This window comes from Bacillus sp. RC251 (genome assembly GCF_044908765.1).
GTDB lineage: Bacteria > Bacillota > Bacilli > Bacillales > Bacillaceae_G > Bacillus_A > Bacillus_A wiedmannii.
Genome location: NZ_JBIYDP010000025.1, coordinates 1 through 15653, shown reverse-complemented (window position 1 = coordinate 15653; position 15653 = coordinate 1). Strand labels below are relative to the sequence as shown.

The 15653-nt window shown below is 37.0% G+C and carries 14 protein-coding genes, 1 tRNA gene and 2 riboswitches; of the genes, 12 read left to right on the top strand and 3 right to left on the bottom strand.

Annotated elements, in window-relative coordinates:
* Positions 1-14 precede the first annotated feature (14 nt).
* The 5 genes from ABH961_RS29705 (at position 15) to tsaD (ending at position 2884) form a co-directional block, all read left to right on the top strand.
* Positions 15-90: transfer RNA gene (locus ABH961_RS29705), tRNA-Asp, on the top strand.
* 174 nt (positions 91-264) lie between these two features.
* The gene (gene tsaE, locus ABH961_RS29700) at positions 265-738 is read left to right on the top strand and encodes a tRNA (adenosine(37)-N6)-threonylcarbamoyltransferase complex ATPase subunit type 1 TsaE (RefSeq protein WP_048542994.1); all 474 of its coding nucleotides are present in this window, start codon (positions 265-267) and stop codon (positions 736-738) included.
* Positions 719-1411 (top strand): tRNA (adenosine(37)-N6)-threonylcarbamoyltransferase complex dimerization subunit type 1 TsaB, encoded by a 693-nt coding sequence (gene tsaB / locus ABH961_RS29695; protein ID WP_048542995.1) that lies wholly within the window; start codon positions 719-721, stop codon positions 1409-1411. Before tsaE ends, tsaB begins: the two co-directional genes overlap by 20 nt.
* Positions 1412-1424: 13 nt before the next feature.
* Positions 1425-1868 carry a ribosomal protein S18-alanine N-acetyltransferase gene (gene rimI / locus ABH961_RS29690; protein WP_000367200.1) on the top strand — a complete coding sequence of 148 codons (444 nt, stop codon included), beginning with the start codon at positions 1425-1427 and terminating at the stop codon, positions 1866-1868.
* Positions 1868-2884 (top strand): tRNA (adenosine(37)-N6)-threonylcarbamoyltransferase complex transferase subunit TsaD, encoded by a 1017-nt coding sequence (tsaD, locus tag ABH961_RS29685; RefSeq protein WP_098079696.1) that lies wholly within the window; start codon positions 1868-1870, stop codon positions 2882-2884. Before rimI ends, tsaD begins: the two co-directional genes overlap by 1 nt.
* A 407-nt stretch (positions 2885-3291) precedes the next feature.
* On the opposite strand, the gene ABH961_RS29680 is transcribed toward tsaD, so the two are convergent.
* Entirely contained in the window at positions 3292-5217 is a 1926-nt protein-coding gene (locus ABH961_RS29680; protein ID WP_217993443.1) for an ABC-F family ATP-binding cassette domain-containing protein, read from the bottom strand.
* A 187-nt stretch (positions 5218-5404) separates the two neighbouring features.
* Here ABH961_RS29680 and ABH961_RS29675 point away from each other — a divergent pair, with 187 nt between their 5' ends.
* Positions 5405-6034, top strand: a complete 630-nt coding sequence (locus ABH961_RS29675; RefSeq protein WP_000437704.1) for a redox-sensing transcriptional repressor Rex — start codon at positions 5405-5407, stop codon at positions 6032-6034.
* Positions 6035-6060: 26 nt separating this feature from the next.
* Here ABH961_RS29675 and ABH961_RS29670 read toward each other — a convergent pair whose 3' ends face one another.
* Both ABH961_RS29670 and ABH961_RS29665 read right to left on the bottom strand, forming a co-directional pair.
* Positions 6061-6255, bottom strand: a complete 195-nt coding sequence (locus ABH961_RS29670; protein WP_048542998.1) for a YdiK family protein — start codon at positions 6253-6255, stop codon at positions 6061-6063.
* A complete protein-coding gene (locus ABH961_RS29665; RefSeq protein WP_000745348.1) occupies positions 6252-7001 on the bottom strand; it encodes a CPBP family intramembrane glutamic endopeptidase in 750 nt (249 codons plus the stop codon). Before ABH961_RS29665 ends, ABH961_RS29670 begins: the two co-directional genes overlap by 4 nt.
* Before the next feature lie 401 nt (positions 7002-7402).
* Between ABH961_RS29665 and groES the strand changes: the two genes are divergently transcribed.
* From groES to ABH961_RS29635, 6 genes are all read left to right on the top strand, one after another.
* On the top strand, positions 7403-7687 hold the full coding sequence (groES, locus tag ABH961_RS29660; RefSeq protein WP_000917306.1) for a co-chaperone GroES: 285 nt from the start codon (positions 7403-7405) through the stop codon (positions 7685-7687).
* Between the two features lie 38 nt (positions 7688-7725).
* Positions 7726-9360, top strand: a complete 1635-nt coding sequence (gene groL / locus ABH961_RS29655) for a chaperonin GroEL (protein ID WP_001029984.1) — start codon at positions 7726-7728, stop codon at positions 9358-9360.
* Positions 9361-9509: 149 nt separating this feature from the next.
* Positions 9510-9611, top strand: a riboswitch (purine riboswitch).
* 165 nt (positions 9612-9776) lie between these two features.
* Positions 9777-11315: a glutamine-hydrolyzing GMP synthase gene (guaA, locus tag ABH961_RS29650; RefSeq protein WP_098133539.1), complete on the top strand. Its 1539-nt coding sequence runs from the start codon at positions 9777-9779 to the stop codon at positions 11313-11315.
* Positions 11316-11468: 153 nt separating this feature from the next.
* A riboswitch (purine riboswitch) is annotated at positions 11469-11570 on the top strand.
* Between the two features lie 128 nt (positions 11571-11698).
* Positions 11699-13024, top strand: a complete 1326-nt coding sequence (locus ABH961_RS29645) for an NCS2 family permease (protein WP_000833097.1) — start codon at positions 11699-11701, stop codon at positions 13022-13024.
* Positions 13025-13169: 145 nt separating this feature from the next.
* Positions 13170-13871 carry a response regulator transcription factor gene (locus ABH961_RS29640; RefSeq protein ID WP_000190041.1) on the top strand — a complete coding sequence of 234 codons (702 nt, stop codon included), beginning with the start codon at positions 13170-13172 and terminating at the stop codon, positions 13869-13871.
* Positions 13855-15360 carry a sensor histidine kinase gene (locus ABH961_RS29635; protein ID WP_098079692.1) on the top strand — a complete coding sequence of 502 codons (1506 nt, stop codon included), beginning with the start codon at positions 13855-13857 and terminating at the stop codon, positions 15358-15360. The genes ABH961_RS29640 and ABH961_RS29635 overlap by 17 nt, the downstream gene beginning before the upstream one ends.
* Positions 15361-15653 lie beyond the last annotated feature (293 nt).

The window sequence follows — 15653 nt, the reverse complement described above, 5'->3', positions numbered from 1 at the left end:
CCCCGCAACCAAATGGTCCCGTGGTGTAGTGGTTAACATGCCTGCCTGTCACGCAGGAGATCGCCGGTTCGACCCCGGTCGGGACCGCCATTTTATATAAAGAAAAGAACGAAACATGTTGTTTCGTATTTTTTTATTTGTTTTAACAAAAAACTAATAAAGACAGTCAAACTATCCTTAGGAAAACTCCTAAGGACTTTTTTATATATTCAAAACCTGTATAATAAAGAGCAGAGAACATTGTGAGTAAAGTAGGTGAAGTCTGTGAGTAAATATGAAATAACAACAAACTCTTCTGAGGAAACACAAAGATTATCAGAAAAACTAGGTGGACTTGCCCAGGCGCAAGATGTAATTATTTTAGAAGGAGATCTAGGGGCTGGTAAGACAACTTTTACAAAAGGACTAGCAAAAGGTCTTGGAGTGAAAAGAGTTGTAAATAGTCCTACCTTTAATATTATTAAAGAATATAAAGGGAGATTGCCGCTATATCATATGGACGTGTATCGCTTAGCAGAAAGTGAAGAGGACTTAGGTTTTGATGAGTATTTCTACGGTGAAGGAATTACTGTAGTAGAATGGGCTCATTTAATAGAAGTATTTTTACCAAATGAGAAGTTACAAATTAGTTTATTCCATGCTGGAGATGATACAAGGAAAATTGTACTCGAGCCAATTGGAGATCGATATATTAGATTATGTGAGGAGCTATTACAAGATGAAAGTACTAGCAATTGATACTTCAAATTACGTAATGGGTGTATCCCTTATTGAGGAAGGAAACGTAATTGGGGAAATCATTACAAACTTAACAAAAAACCATTCTGTACGTCTTATGCCAGCTGTAGAGAAATTGTTAAAAGAATGTGGTGTAAAACCGAAAGAATTAACTAAAATAGTTGTAGCTGCTGGACCTGGATCATATACAGGTGTTCGCATAGGTGTGACAGCTGCAAAAACATTAGCTTGGTCACTTCAAATACCAATTGTAGGTGTATCAAGTTTAGAAGTAGTGGCTGCAAACGGTGCTAATTTTGATGGATTAATTTGTCCTTTATTCGATGGAAGACGCGGACAAATTTATACAGGGTTATATACATATGAAGGAGAGCATTTAACTTCTATAGAAGAAGACCGAATCATCCTTATTGTAGACTGGTTGCAAATGTTAAAAGATACAGGAAAGCCTGTTTTATTTATTGGTAACGATGTTAAACTGCACAAAGAGACGATTATCGAACATTTAGGCAACCAAGCTGTATTTGCTCCCTTCACTAAAAATAACCCAAGACCAAGTGAGTTAGCTTTCTTAGGGTTACAAAAAGAAGAACAAGATGTACATTCATTTGTTCCTAGTTATCTTCGTTTAGCTGAAGCTGAAACAAAGTGGTTAGAAAGTCAAAACAAGTAGGAGCTTGCAGAAGATGGATATGATATTTAGAAAGATGGAACTCGATGATATCGCTCAAATTGTAGCTATTGAAGAAGCGTCTTTTTCAACTCCTTGGACTGCAGATGCCTTTCACCGTGAGTTAACGACGAATGAACATGCACATTATGTTGTGTTAGAAAAAGATGGTCGTGTAATTGGGTATTGTGGATTGTGGATAATTATTGATGAATCACATATAACAAATGTAGCTATTTTGCCAGAATACAGAGGTCAAAAGCTAGGGGATGCTTTATTGAAAGAAGTTATTTCCGAAGCGAAAGATTTAGGGGTAAAAACGATGACGCTTGAAGTACGTGTATCAAATGAAGTGGCAAAACAGTTATACAGAAAATACGGATTTCAAAATGGTGGAATTCGTAAACGATACTATGCAGACAATCAGGAAGATGGTCTCGTAATGTGGGTGAATATATAATGGAAAAAAATACAATTATACTTGGTATTGAAACAAGTTGTGATGAAACAGCAGTAGCAGTTGTTAAAAATGGAACGGAAATTATTGCGAATGTCGTTGCATCACAAATTGAAAGTCATAAACGTTTCGGCGGAGTTGTACCAGAGATTGCATCCCGTCATCATGTAGAAGAAATTACAGTTGTGTTAGAAGAAGCTTTAAAAGAAGCAAATATCACATTTGATGATATTGATGCAATTGCTGTAACAGAAGGACCTGGGTTAGTAGGAGCGCTTTTAATAGGGGTAAATGCAGCGAAAGCAGTGGCTTTTGCACATGATATTCCTCTAGTGGGTGTTCATCATATCGCTGGGCACATTTATGCGAACCGTTTAGTAAAAGAAGTTCAATTCCCACTACTATCACTTGTTGTATCTGGTGGACATACGGAGCTTGTTTATATGAAAGAACATGGTTCATTCGAAGTGATTGGTGAAACAAGAGATGATGCAGCTGGAGAGGCATATGATAAAGTAGCTCGAACGTTATCCATGCCATATCCAGGTGGTCCTCACATTGATCGCCTTGCACATGAAGGGGAACCGACAATTGATTTGCCTCGTGCATGGCTAGAACCTGATTCGTATGATTTCAGTTTCAGTGGATTGAAATCAGCAGTTATCAACACTGTGCATAACGCGAAACAACGCGGGATAGAAATTGCACCGGAAGATTTAGCAGCAAGTTTCCAAGCGAGTGTAATAGATGTGCTTGTAACGAAAGCATCTCGTGCAGCAGAAGCGTATAACGTAAAGCAACTGCTTCTTGCTGGTGGAGTAGCTGCGAATAAAGGACTTCGCGCACGTTTGGAAGCGGAATTTGCGACAAAAGAAAATATCGAGCTAATTATTCCTCCACTATTTTTATGTACCGATAATGCAGCGATGATTGCAGCCGCAGGTACAATTGCATATGAACAAGGAAAACGTGCTACATTAGCTCTAAATGCAAATCCAGGATTAGATATTGAAGAATAGTTATGCACAAAATTAACCACAGCTTGTGGATAAAACCCATATTATCTGTTGATAATGTGGGTTTTATTGTGTATATAAAATGTTGATAACTTTTTTGAGATTTGTGGATAATGTGGAAAAGTTATTTTGGGGTTTATTTTATAAAGGTGGATATGTGTATAAACCTGTGGATAAAGTAGGTGAAGTCTGACCTTTGAATGTATTCTTTTTTGGGAAATAAATCGCAAGAAGATATCTCTAAAAAACATTTTGAAATGTGCCCTTATTATAGGGGCGAGCCAACATTGTCAAACTTTGTCGGTAAATCGGTATGTCGTGTCGAATCGTTTATACCCTAGCTAGAAGATAAAAAGGATGTCGCATAGTCAAAAATCCCGACTTATGAGACATCCTTCTTATTCATACTCTTATAAATGTAATTCTTCCCATTCTGCCATACAAGCATCAAGTTGCTCTTGTAGTGTTTGCTTTTTCGTTGTAATTTCACTAGCCTTTTCATAATCTGCGTATATTTCTGGTAAGCAAAGTTGATCTTCTAACGTAGCAATTTCTTCTTCAAATTCTACAATATTTTGTTCTAGTTCCTCAATTTTTCGAGTGCGTTGACGTTCTAATTGTTTACGCTCTTTTTCTTCGAGATAATTTAATTTCTCTTGAGCTACAGTTTTTTGAACAGGTGCTTGGTTTTCTTGATGTTCAAATGCTGCACGTTCAATCATTTCATTTTTCTTCTCTACATAGTAATCGTAATCGCCTAAATACTCTTGTGCACCTTCTGTTGACAACTCAACAACGGTCGTCGTTACACGATTAATAAAGTAGCGGTCATGTGAAACAAATAGAAGGGTGCCTGGATAATCAATTAAAGCATTCTCCAAAATTTCTTTACTATTTAAATCAAGATGGTTCGTAGGTTCATCGAGAATTAATAAATTCGATTTTTGCATCATAAGTTTTGCAAGAGCTAATCGAGCTTTTTGTCCACCACTAAGAGAAGATACTGGTTTTAGTACATCATCCCCTGTGAATAAGAAGTTACCTAATATCGTGCGAATTTCTTTTTCGGGCTGCAATGGATATTCATCCCATAACTCATTTAAAACTCGCTTAGAAGATGTTAAGTTTGCTTGTTCTTGATCATAATAACCAACAGATACATTGGATCCGAAAGAAACATCACCATTTAATAGTGGTAACTTATTCACAAGTGATTTTAATAATGTGGATTTCCCAATTCCGTTTGGACCAACTAAAGCAACGCTATCCCCGCGAGTTAAGCGCATAGTTACATGTTCAATAATCGGATCATCATCATAGCCGATAGTTGCATCCTTTACTTGTAAAACATCATTTCCACTTTGTTTTTCGATATCGAAGTGGAAGGATGCTGACTTAGAATCACCTAATGGTCTAGTCAATAATTCCATTCTATCTAATTGTTTACGACGGCTTTGAGCACGTTTTGTCGTAGATGCGCGCGCTATATTTTTTTGAACGAAATCCTCAAGCTTAGCGATTTCATCTTGTTGTTTTTCATAACGTTTCATGTCTTGCTCGTATAATGCTGATTTTAAGTCTAAATATTTACTGTAGTTACCAACAAATCGTCTGCTTTCTTTATTCGAAATTTCATATACTTGTGTAACGAGTTTATCTAAGAAATAACGGTCATGGGAAACGATTAGTATTGCGCCAGGATAGCCTTGTAAATATTGTTCAAGCCATGTTAACGTTTCGATGTCTAAATGGTTTGTAGGCTCGTCCAAAATAAGTAGGTCTGGTTTCGTTAATAATAATTTACCGAGAGCTAATCGTGTTTTTTGTCCACCGCTTAATGTAGAAATCGTCGTCTGGTGCGTTTCAACTGGGAAGCCAAGACCACTTAAAATCGAGCGAATATCTGCTTCATATTGATATCCACCTTGATCTTTATAATCTAATTGCAATTGGTCATAATCAGCTAATAATCTTTCATATGTAGCCTCGTTTGAAAAGTTTTCTTCTTTTCCCATTTCTTGCTCTAGCCTTCGAAGTTTTGTCTCCATTTGCTGCAAGTGTGTAAAGACGGTTAACATTTCATCCCAAATTGTTAAAGACGTTTCTAACCCGGTATTTTGAGCTAAATATCCGATTGAGACATCTTTTGGTTTTATAATTTCGCCACCATCATGAGATAGCTCACCAGCTATTATTTTTAATAGTGTAGATTTTCCGGCCCCATTTCGTCCGACTAATGCGATACGATCTTTCGTTTGAACTTCCAATTTTATGTTTGCAAGAATCGTTTCGGCACCGTATAATTTCGTAAGCGCGTTTACTTGTAATAAAATCAATGTTTTCACCTCAAATAATTTCTTAACTTTGCCATGTTTATATTTCTCAATCATACTAAAAATAGTGTATAGTTTAAAATAAAGAGAGAATACTTCTTCTCTTTATTATACAGGGAAATTCATGAGTGCTAAACTTCTGTATTTGATTCAAGTATATGAATAAAGATAGGAAGAGAGGAGAGGTTATATGGAGCAGCAAAAAATTCCACAGGCCACTGCCAAACGATTGCCTCTATACTATCGATTTATCCAAAACTTATCTCTTTCTGGTAAGCAACGTGTTTCATCAGCCGAATTGAGTGAAGCGGTAAAAGTTGATTCCGCAACGATTCGAAGAGATTTTTCATATTTTGGAGCGTTAGGGAAAAAAGGTTATGGATATAACGTAAATTATTTATTATCATTTTTCCGTGAAACACTCGACCAAGATGATATAACACGTGTAGCACTTATTGGAGTAGGTAATTTAGGGACCGCTTTCTTACATTATAATTTCACGAAAAACAATAATACAAAAATTGAAATGGCGTTTGATGTTAGTGAAGAGAAAGTCGGGACAGAAATCGGGGGCATTCCTGTATATCATTTAGATGAATTAGAAGAACGTTTATCAACTGATATACAAGTGGCAATATTAACAGTACCCGCTACAGTAGCACAATCTGTAGCAGATAGATTGGCAGAAACGAACGTGCATGGTATTTTAAATTTCACACCAGCGCGCTTAAATGTGTCAGATAATATAAGAATTCACCATATTGATTTAGCGGTAGAGTTACAAACACTTGTTTACTTTTTAAAGAATTATCCACAATAAAACGCAGAGGAAGCGACCTCTGCGTTTTATTGTTGTTTTTTCTTTGTGAATTTAACTAATATAAGGCGAAGTGCCAAATTAAAATCAATTGTTGCCATAACTGCAAATAGTATTGTCCACATATTCCAGATTGTATCTGTTACGTTCGTAATGGCGAAGCGTGTAAAGATACATCCTAGAAGGAAGTACAATGCAGCCATGAACAATGGTGAGTTCCTCATACTAAAAATCCTCCGATAAAGCCTTGCATTTTTTCAGCTTCTTTAATCATTTCTTGAATTTGTTCATTGCTCATTAAAACTTGAGCAACTGCAACTAATGTATTCATTGCAACATGAGCTGCGATAGGGACGATAATACGCTTCGTTTTTACATATAAAAAGGCGAATACGAGTCCCATAGAAGTGTATACCAATAAGTGAGTGAAATCAAAATGAATTGCTGCGAATACAAGAGAACTAATGATAGCAGCAATAAAGAAGTTAAATTTCTTATAAAGTGTACCAAATAAAATTTTTCTAAATACGATTTCTTCCAAAATAGGTCCTATTATAGAGATAACGATAAGGAACCAAGGTGTCGTTCTTGCGATATCCATAAGTCTTGCTGTATTTTCTGATCCAGGTTTAATTCCTAATACACGCATTTCTATCATACCGGCAATACTTTGTGAGAAAAATGCTAGGAAGAACCCGATAAAAATCCAACCAATCGTAGCTGGAACAGTAGAGCGCATTGTATCTAAACGTCTGTCACGAATATCTGTTCTAAGTAACCAAAGTACGATACATAATGCAATAAAGAAGCTAATGATTGCCCAGTGGCCAGTTATGAGTTGAAATTTCTCTTCTCTAGTAAATCCCCTGTTATCATAAAGTCCAGTTTTCAGAAGAAGTGGTAATCCAGCAATGGATGATAACTGCATTAAAATGTATGTAACGATAACCCACCAATATTGTTTTTTCAAATGGTTTAACCATCCTTTCTAACTCTAGTGTATGAGATAAGGTAGGATAACATGTAAATATGCTACCTACGATATAAACCTCGCTTAAATTATGTTTTTTTCGTAAATCCTTATTTGAAATTATAATAGAAGACAGGAGAAAGTTGTGTGTATAGCGAAAACAATTTAGGGTGTCCTTTCATATTGTAACATACGATTAGTGGAAACAACGATTCATATAGTAAAGGTAGAAGAAGAGGGACTCTATATAGAAAAGTGTATAGCTTAATTTGCGAAAAAATTATGATTTTTTTACTTGCAAAAGAAATTGAGATTATTTATTATTATAAGTGTGTTAGCACTCGAGTGACTTGAGTGCTAATAAATAAAATTTACATAACAAAATGAGGAGGTTATTGTTCATGCTAAAGCCATTAGGTGATCGCGTTGTAATTGAGCTTGTTCAAGCGGAAGAAAAAACAGCAAGTGGTATTGTATTACCAGACACTGCAAAAGAAAAACCACAAGAGGGTAAAGTTATTGCAGTAGGTACTGGTCGAGTGCTTGAAAATGGTGAGCGTGTTGCTTTAGAGGTAGCAGCAGGTGATCTTATCATCTTCTCAAAATATGCAGGTACTGAAGTAAAATACGAAGGTACTGACTACTTGATTTTACGTGAAAGTGACATTTTAGCAGTTATCGGTTAATTATATAAATCTTAAAAAACTCAAGGGGGTCAATTATTATGGCAAAAGATATTAAATTTAGTGAAGAAGCACGTCGTTCGATGCTTCGCGGTGTCGACACTCTTGCAAACGCAGTAAAAGTAACGCTTGGACCAAAAGGTCGTAACGTTGTACTTGAGAAAAAATTCGGTTCACCACTTATTACAAATGATGGTGTAACAATCGCAAAAGAAATTGAATTAGAAGATGCATTCGAAAATATGGGTGCAAAATTAGTAGCAGAAGTTGCTAGCAAAACAAATGATGTAGCTGGTGACGGAACAACAACTGCAACTGTATTAGCACAAGCTATGATTCGTGAAGGTCTTAAAAACGTAACAGCTGGTGCGAACCCAATGGGTCTTCGTAAAGGTATCGAAAAAGCTGTTACTGCTGCAATTGCAGAATTAAAAGAGATTTCTAAACCAATCGAAGGTAAATCTTCTATCGCACAAGTAGCTGCTATTTCTGCAGCTGACGAAGAAGTAGGTCAATTAATCGCTGAAGCAATGGAGCGCGTTGGTAACGACGGCGTTATTACTTTAGAAGAATCTAAAGGATTTACAACAGAATTAGACGTAGTAGAAGGTATGCAATTTGATCGTGGATATGCATCTCCTTACATGATTACTGATTCTGACAAAATGGAAGCAGTTCTTGATAACCCATACATCTTAATTACTGATAAGAAGATTTCTAACATCCAAGAAATCTTACCAGTATTAGAGCAAGTGGTACAACAAGGTAAACCACTTCTTATCATCGCTGAAGATGTAGAAGGCGAAGCTTTAGCTACATTAGTAGTGAACAAACTTCGTGGTACATTCAATGTAGTAGCTGTTAAAGCTCCTGGATTTGGTGACCGTCGTAAAGCAATGCTAGAAGATATCGCAATCTTAACTGGTGGCGAAGTAATCACTGAAGAATTAGGTCGTGACTTAAAATCTGCTACAATTGAATCTTTAGGACGTGCTGGTAAAGTTGTTGTAACGAAAGAAAACACAACTGTAGTTGAAGGTATCGGAAATTCACAACAAATCGAAGCTCGCATCGGTCAAATCCGCGCGCAATTAGAAGAAACTACTTCTGAATTCGATCGTGAAAAATTACAAGAGCGTCTTGCAAAACTTGCAGGTGGCGTAGCAGTAATTAAAGTAGGTGCAGCAACTGAAACTGAGTTAAAAGAGCGCAAACTTCGCATTGAAGATGCACTTAACTCAACTCGTGCAGCAGTAGAAGAAGGTATCGTTGCAGGTGGTGGTACTTCACTTATGAACGTATACACGAAAGTAGCTTCTATCGTAGCTGAAGGCGACGAAGCAACAGGTATCAACATCGTACTTCGCGCACTAGAAGAGCCAGTTCGTCAAATCGCAATCAACGCTGGTCTAGAAGGATCTGTAGTTGTAGAGCGTCTAAAAGGCGAAAAAGTAGGCGTTGGTTTCAACGCAGCTACTGGCGAGTGGGTTAACATGCTTGAAACTGGTATCGTAGATCCAGCTAAAGTAACTCGTTCTGCACTTCAAAACGCAGCATCTGTTGCAGCTATGTTCTTAACGACTGAAGCTGTAGTAGCTGACAAACCAGAACCAAATGCACCAGCAATGCCTGACATGGGCGGCATGGGCATGGGCGGTATGGGCGGAATGATGTAATTCCGTTTGCTCGAAAAACATCCATTTCTATATAGAAATGGATGTTTTTTTATGTTTTTTTATGTTTTTTAGAAAAGGAAATGAATTTCTGTAGAATTTTGTCGCTTTCTCTCTTGACCATATCGATACTTCATTGTTAGAATCTAGGAAGATAATATAAAACAATCCTTCATATATCCTCGATGATATGGTTTGAGAGTCTCTACCGGGTTACCGTAAACAACCTGACTATGAAGGCAGTGCGTCTTATATTTATAAAGAGCGGAAGACTATCTTTCTTTATAAAGCCAGACCCCTGCCTTTTCTTTGTTATGAGACTAGAGGCGGAGGACTGGCTTTTTTTATTATATTAGTAATGCTTTTTGCCTAATTGGTAAAAATATTTATATACGAGAACTAACGTTGGGGTGATTATTTTGAAGAAGCAGCATGATACAATTATCGTTTTAGATTTTGGGAGTCAGTACAATCAGTTAATAGCACGTCGAATTCGTGAGTTCGGTGTATACAGTGAACTTCATCCACATACAATTACTGCAGAAGAAATTAAAGCAATGAATCCAAAAGGGATTATCTTCTCTGGTGGACCAAATAGTGTATACGGTGAAGGCGCATTACATTGTGATGAAAAAATCTTTGAACTAGGATTACCGATCTTCGGTATTTGTTACGGTATGCAGCTTATGACACAACACTTCGGTGGTAAAGTAGAACGTGCAAACCACCGTGAGTACGGAAAAGCTGTTCTTAAAGTCGAGAACGAATCAAAATTATATGCGAACCTTCCAGAAGAGCAAGTTGTATGGATGAGCCATGGTGACTTAGTAACTGGTTTACCTGAAGGATTCGTAGTAGATGCAACAAGTGAGTCTTGTCCAATTGCTGGTATGAGCAATGAAGACAAAAACTTATACGGTGTACAATTCCACCCAGAAGTACGTCATTCTGAGCACGGTAACGATTTAATTAAAAACTTCGTATTCGGCGTATGTGGTTGTTCTGAAGGATGGAACATGGAGAACTTTATCGAAGTAGAATTAGAGAAAATCCGTGAAACTGTTGGAGACAAAAAAGTACTATGCGCACTTAGCGGCGGTGTAGACTCTTCTGTTGTAGCAGTATTAATTCATAAAGCAATCGGCGATCAATTAACATGTATTTTCGTTGACCACGGCTTACTTCGCAAAGGTGAAGCAGAAGGCGTTATGAAAACATTTAGCGAAGGCTTCCACATGAACGTTATTAAAGTGGATGCACAAGAACGTTTCATGAACAAGTTAAAAGGTGTAGAAGATCCAGAACAAAAACGTAAAATCATCGGTAATGAATTCATTTACGTATTTGATGATGAAGCTTCTAAATTACAAGGAATGGACTTCCTAGCGCAAGGTACACTTTATACAGACATCGTTGAAAGCGGTACAGCAACTGCACAAACAATTAAATCTCACCATAACGTTGGTGGTCTTCCAGAAGACATGCAGTTCAAATTAATTGAGCCTTTAAACACGTTATTTAAAGATGAAGTACGTGTATTAGGATCAGAACTAGGAATTCCTGATGAAATCGTATGGCGTCAACCATTCCCGGGCCCTGGTCTTGGTATTCGTGTATTAGGTGAAATCACAGAAGAGAAATTAGAAATCGTTCGTGAATCTGATGCGATTTTACGTGAAGAAATTATTAAAGCGGGCTTAGACCGTGAAGTTTGGCAATACTTCACTGCGCTTCCTGGTATGCGTAGCGTAGGTGTTATGGGTGACGAGCGTACTTACGATTACACAGTAGGTATCCGCGCAGTAACATCTATCGACGGTATGACAGCTGACTGGGCACGTATCCCTTGGGACGTATTAGAGAAAATCTCTGTACGTATCGTAAACGAAGTAAAACACGTTAACCGTATCGTGTATGATATAACAAGTAAGCCACCAGCAACTATTGAGTGGGAATAGTATTATACAAAAGATCCATCTAGTGCTCATGCATAGATGGATCTTTTGTGTTTTTACCATTAATACGAACGAAAGTATAAAAGTTTATAAAAATGTTCGCTTTTAAATTGACAAAACTACTTCATCGAGTTAATATGAGTATGTAATTCAAACGAAAAGTGAATATTATGCCGTCGTATAATATCGGGGATATGGCCCGAAAGTTTCTACCTAGCTACCGTAAATGGCTTGACTACGAGGCGTTTAGATAAAGATGAGGGGAAACTTGTCTTTATTCATAGAACGCTTCCATGTATATGCAATGGAAGCCTTTTTTATTTTTAATAGATAAAAGAGGGCTAGGGAGATTACGGCGAGTAATCATATAACGGGGGAAACGTAAGATGAAACGCTATTTTCAGTTTGATGAACTCGGTACAAATTATAAAACAGAGTTCATAGCAGGTTTAACGACATTCTTATCTATGGCTTATGTACTATTTGTCAATCCTGCTACGCTATCACTTGGAAATGTTAAAGGGTTACCAGCAGGTACAGGAATGGATCCGGGTGCAGTATTCGTTGCTACAGCATTAGCAGCAGCGATTGGTTCGTTAATTATGGGGATATTCGCGAAGTATCCAATTGCATTGGCGCCGGGTATGGGAATTAACGCGTTCTTTGCTTATACGGCAGTGTTAACGATGGGTATTCCATGGCAGACAGCAATTGCTGGAACGTTAATGTCAGGTATTATCTTTATTATTCTTACAGCTTCAGGTATTCGTGAAAAAATCATTAATGCAATTCCATCAGAGTTAAAGTTTGCAGTAGCGGCAGGTATCGGATTGTTCATTGCCTTCCTTGGCTTCCAAAATGCCGGAATTATTGTGAAAAATGATGCTGTTCTTGTTGGGTTGGGGGATTTAACAAAGGGCACAACGTTACTAGCAATCTTCGGGGTTGTTACTACAATCATCTTCATGATTAAGAAAGTTAATGGTGCAGTGTTCTACGGTATGATTCTTACAGCAATCTTAGGAGTAGCGACAGGATTAATTGATACTCCAAAAGCTGTGGTGGGAGCAATACCGAGTCTAGAACCAACGTTCGGTGTGGCGTTAACTCACTTCGGAGATATTTTCACTGTTCAAATGGTGATTGTTATTATAACGTTCTTCTTTATCGATTTCTTTGATACAGCAGGTACACTTGTAGCGGTTGCGAATCAAGCTGGATTAATGAAGAACAATAAATTACCACGTGCAGGAAAAGCATTATTTGCAGATGCTATTGCAACTGTAATCGGTGCAATCTTAGGTACATCAACAACAACGTCTTACATTGAATCTTCTGCTGGGGTAGCAGCGGGTGGACGTTCTGGATTTACAGCAGTTGTAACAGCAGGATTCTTCTTGCTGGCACTATTCTTCTCGCCATTATTAAGCGTTGTAACACCAGCTGTAACAGCGCCAGCATTAATTATTGTAGGGATCTTGATGGTTTCATCTTTAGGCGAAATTGATTGGAAGAAATTCGAGATTGCAGTACCAGCATTCTTTACAATTATTTCAATGCCACTTACGTATAGTATTGCGACAGGGATTGCAATCGGGTTTATCTTCTATCCAATTACAATGGTAGTAAGTGGTCGTCGTAAAGAGATTCATCCAATTATGTATGTTATGGGAGTTTTATTCGTACTATATTTCATCTACGTTCGTAAATAAAAGGGGTTTTTTGAAAGGTCTAGACTTAAGGGGAGTCTAGACCTTTTTTGCGTCTTCAGAAAATCTTAAGGATTTCCGAGCGTTTTTCTTCAGAAGTTTTCCTATAATAGAAGTTAGGGATTAAAAAAGTGATGGGGGAGATATTGTGGCAACCGAAACAATACTTGTCGTAGATGATGAAAAAGAAATTAGGAATCTTATTACAATCTATTTAAAGAATGAAGGATATAAAGTATTGCAAGCAGGAGACGGAGAAGAAGGATTACGTTTACTAGAAGAAAATGAAGTACATCTAGTCGTATTAGATATTATGATGCCAAAGGTAGATGGTATCCATATGTGTATGAAAGTAAGAGAATCGAAAGAAATGCCAATTATTATGCTTTCTGCGAAAACGCAAGATATGGATAAAATTTTAGGATTAACAACAGGTGCAGATGATTACGTAACGAAACCATTTAATCCGTTAGAGTTAATCGCAAGAATTAAATCTCAGTTACGTCGTTATATGAAGATGAATGGTTTTGCTATTCAAAATGAGGACGAGTTAGAAATTGGAGAGATGAAAATAAACATTTCAACCCATAAAGTTATTGTGGATGGAGAAGAAGTGAAACTGACACCGAGGGAATTTTCAATTTTAGAATTACTAGCTCGTAACCCGGGTATGGTCTTTAGTGCGGAACAAATTTATGAAAAGGTTTGGAATGAAAGATCTTTCCAGTCGGATAACACGGTAATGGTTCATATTCGGAAAGTGCGTGAGAAGATTGAGGAGAATCCAAGGAAGCCTAGATATATAAAAACTGTATGGGGAGTGGGGTATAAGATTGAAAAAGATATTTAATCCATTTACTTATATTAGGAAAACTAGAGAATTAATTGAAAAGCTAGTGAAGAGGGTGAAGCGGAGTGTACGCATTCAACTTATTACTGCGTTTACTGCTTGTGCGTTGTTAGGGATTTTGTCAGCAAAAGCAGCAGCACCTTTTTTTGAGAATGCGAATCGGCAGGCGACAATCGATTATCGGTCTGGTATGGAGCGAATTAATCAACAAGCTCAAAGTGTAGCAAATAGTTCAGTTCATGAAAATAAATTAGAAGCTATATCAAGTATGATTGAAATAGAGAATCAAAATTTAGAACAAAACTCTAGAGCTTTAAAAGTGTTGGTTACTGACGAGAGTGGAAAAGTTTTATATAAGACGAAGCAGGCGCAAGAAGAACAAATTGATTTGCATAATACAATTCGTAATGCATCATCGTTTGCGATTAATTATATGAATGGTAGAAAAGAATTCGAAAGTACGAGAAAAGAATTTATAGCTTTTGCACCTATTACAATAGAAGATAAGAATTTATACATGTTTGTTAGTGGGATTCCGGAAGGTGAAGTAATATATGATACGCAAGAAGGACCGTTTCCATTTTTCATAGGTGTACTTGTATTTATTTTCTCTTTCTTCTATATAACAAAGAGAAAGATGAAGCAAATTGAAGCGATGGCACAAGGTGTAAAGGAAATAGAAAAAGGTAACTTAGCGTACCGTATTGAGAAGAAAGGTGAAGATGAGATTGCGTCTTTAACCGAGAATATTAATAATATGGCGGAAGAGCTTATGAATAATATAGAAAAGGAACGTAAATTAGAGAAGCAAAAGAATGAGCTTATTACGAATGTATCTCACGATTTGCGTACACCACTGACTTCTATTATGGGTTACTTGCGATTACTTCGAGATTCTAAATATGAAAATAAAGAACAACATGATGAGTATACGAGAATTGCTTTTGCGAAGTCGGAGCAGTTAAAGAATTTAATAGAAGATTTATTTGAGTATACGAAGTTAACAAATGAGCAAGTTGTATTAGAAAAACAAGAGGTTTGTATAAATGAGTTATTGGAGCAATTAATAGAAGAGTTAGTACCGCAGGCAGAAGAGCATGGACTTGCGTTTGTTAAGAAGTTTCCTGAGGAACGTGCCTATGCAGCGGTTGATTCGGAAAAGATGGTACGTGTATTTGATAATCTATTAATGAACGCGATTAAGTACAGTAAAGATGATGGGGAGATAAAAGTTTCTCTTCAAAGGCAGCGCCGGGATATACAAATTGTAATTGCGAATCATAGTGAAGAGTTTACAAGAGAAGAGCTAGGGAGTTTGTTTGAACGTTTTTATAAGAAGGATCAATCTAGAAGTAGAGTAACAGAAGGATCGGGACTTGGATTAGCGATTGCGAAAAGTATTGTTGAGCTGCAAGGTGGTAGTATTCGAGCAGAATATGAGGATGGTATTATTCAGTTTATCGTCTCGTTACCAATTATAGAAAAATAATAAATGAATAGAATGATATTTGATAAAAAGGCTTATTTTAAAAGAAATAAGCCTTTTTATATTTTTTTAGAAAAATATGTTGACGATTAGAGTATAGAGGTGTAATATAGGACAAGTCGCCGATGCAATAACGCAGAACGCGGCAAACGAAATGAAAAACTTAGTTGACATTGAAACATGAAGATGTTAACATAAGGGAGTCGCAAATGAGCGACCGAGTAGTTCTTTGAAAACTGAACGAAACAAACAACGTGAAACGTCAATTTTTATTTTTAGATGCTAGACAAACTAAC

Bases quoted from the DNA above. Each gene is read 5' to 3' on its own strand.
- rimI (WP_000367200.1), top strand. From the start codon at position 1,425: ATGGATATGATATTTAGAAAGATGGAACTCGATGATATCGCTCAAATT.
- groES (WP_000917306.1), top strand. From the start codon at position 7,403: ATGCTAAAGCCATTAGGTGATCGCGTTGTAATTGAGCTTGTTCAAGCG.
- ABH961_RS29645 (WP_000833097.1), top strand. From the start codon at position 11,699: ATGAAACGCTATTTTCAGTTTGATGAACTCGGTACAAATTATAAAACA.
- tsaD (WP_098079696.1), top strand. From the start codon at position 1,868: ATGGAAAAAAATACAATTATACTTGGTATTGAAACAAGTTGTGATGAA.
- tsaB (WP_048542995.1), top strand. From the start codon at position 719: ATGAAAGTACTAGCAATTGATACTTCAAATTACGTAATGGGTGTATCC.
- groL (WP_001029984.1), top strand. From the start codon at position 7,726: ATGGCAAAAGATATTAAATTTAGTGAAGAAGCACGTCGTTCGATGCTT.
- ABH961_RS29670 (WP_048542998.1), bottom strand. From the start codon at position 6,255: ATGAGGAACTCACCATTGTTCATGGCTGCATTGTACTTCCTTCTAGGA.
- ABH961_RS29675 (WP_000437704.1), top strand. From the start codon at position 5,405: ATGGAGCAGCAAAAAATTCCACAGGCCACTGCCAAACGATTGCCTCTA.